Consider the following 706-nt stretch of genomic DNA (forward strand, 5'->3'; position numbering starts at 1 on the left):
GGTGGAGCCGCCACCACTGGCATCGATACGGGCCTGCTCCCCCAACTGCAGCGACCCCACATGCAGCAACAAGGAGCCACCACTGCCAGAGCCAAAGCTTGTCTGGGTAGTGCCATTCGCGCGAATGGCTCCGTTCAGCATCAAAGTTCCGGCATTCAGCTCCAAGGCGCCAGCGCCACGGGTGAAGCTAGAAGCATTCCCTGTTCGGCCACCAAGACCAAAATCTCGCGGCTCGGCATAATTGCCGTATGGCATAGGGGTAAATACGTAAGAGCTGTAGATACCCCCAGCACCTGCGTATGTGCCTCCGCCGTAAATGTTGGCCGTGGTGGTGGTACCCAGCTTGCCTTTGCCGCTCACATCGATTTGCGAACTGGCATCCACCTCGACCTCGTCGGCAGTAATGATGATGCCTTGGGTAAAGCTATCCGATGCTACCGGCGTGGTAATCACGCCGCCGTTCAGCACGCGCACTTTGGTCCAGCGGTAGCTCTTGGTCAGCTCAACTGTATAGCCGTCAACGATCAGCTCATCGGCTGCCTGGTTGAATGCGCCGTCCAGCTGAAAGGTGCTATCAGCAAAGGAATAGTCGTCGGCATTCAGGTCAAAACCCGCCTGCAACCAGCGGCTACCAGCCACCTGCAGATCACCCACCTGCAGATTCTGAGCTTGGGTCACCTGGCTGTTGCTGGACTGTAGAGTGCCG

1 protein-coding gene is annotated in these 706 nt (G+C 57.9%); it reads right to left on the minus strand.

All coding sequences use genetic code 11. From position 1 onward, the window contains the following. On the minus strand, nucleotides 1-678 hold a 678-nt coding region (locus AYB31_RS20950), incomplete at its 3' end, for a hypothetical protein (RefSeq protein ID WP_201787444.1). Nucleotides 679-706 lie beyond the last annotated feature (28 nt).

This window comes from Pseudomonas sp. BMS12, from assembly GCF_001592875.1.
Classification (GTDB): Bacteria; Pseudomonadota; Gammaproteobacteria; order Pseudomonadales; family Pseudomonadaceae; genus Aquipseudomonas.